The 850-nt window shown below is 35.4% G+C and carries 1 protein-coding gene; it reads right to left on the bottom strand.

What is annotated here, in order from left to right; translation table 11 throughout:
• Positions 1–61 precede the first annotated feature (61 nt).
• Positions 62–850 (bottom strand): 5'-methylthioadenosine/S-adenosylhomocysteine nucleosidase (locus GQR46_RS20185; protein ID WP_165742307.1); only part of this gene is annotated, 789 nt, incomplete at its 5' end.

Below are 850 nucleotides of genomic sequence, written 5' to 3'. Positions count from 1 at the left end.
GTTTTCCATTATCTTCTCTTAGGTTTTACTTTAAGTGAGAATAAAACACTCTCAAAGTTGACTATTTATTTTTTAAAATCGCTGATAGTAAATTAAACACAGTTTTGGCTGAAATTATGCTTGCAACTCTATGAAAACTATCGTCTTTCATTTCGTCGCCATTGTCGACTACAGATTTTGCACTAAAGAACTTTAAATTCTCCGAGGCCTGCCGCGCTGCTTCATAAAGAGCATAAGATTCCATATCAAAAGATTTTTCTTTTAAGTGTTGCGCTTTTATTTCTTCATGGGCTTCACTAGATGCTACTACAGAGCTACCACTTGAAGTTGGTGATATTCCAATATTAAAGGTTAGTTCATTCGCATCTGGTGGATATTCGTTTTTTTGAAGGGTGATTCCTTCTTTTACAGAATCATAAAAGCTCTTAGACTTTATTAATTGATTAATTTGGGCTTGAACTTTAGGTTGCAGTTGAATAGCGTAAGGAACAGGTGTAAATCCATTAGAGGTCCACTTCCCTGAGTCGTGTTGATGACACATTTCAGAAATAATCACATCATATATATTTGCCTGGCTATTGATGCCTGCGCAAATTCCGCTCATGCATATAACTTCAGGGTCATAAAGAGAAATTGCTTTTGAACATGTTATAGCCGCATGAACTAAGCCCATTCTGGGCGGAACGATAATAATACCTTCATCGTCGTGTATTTTAATTGTTCTACTGTTTATTCCGTAATCACAATTAGTTGCACCAATATCAAAATCAAGTTGACTATACGCTTCAGCTTCTTTTTCTAATGCACAGAAGATAATAAATCTATAAGTTTTTGGAGGGGTACAGTTTCT

The sequence above is a fragment of the Pseudoalteromonas sp. Z1A6 genome, from assembly GCF_011378745.1.
Lineage (GTDB): Bacteria > Pseudomonadota > Gammaproteobacteria > Enterobacterales > Alteromonadaceae > Pseudoalteromonas > Pseudoalteromonas arctica.
This window is presented reverse-complemented; position numbering and strand designations above follow the sequence as displayed.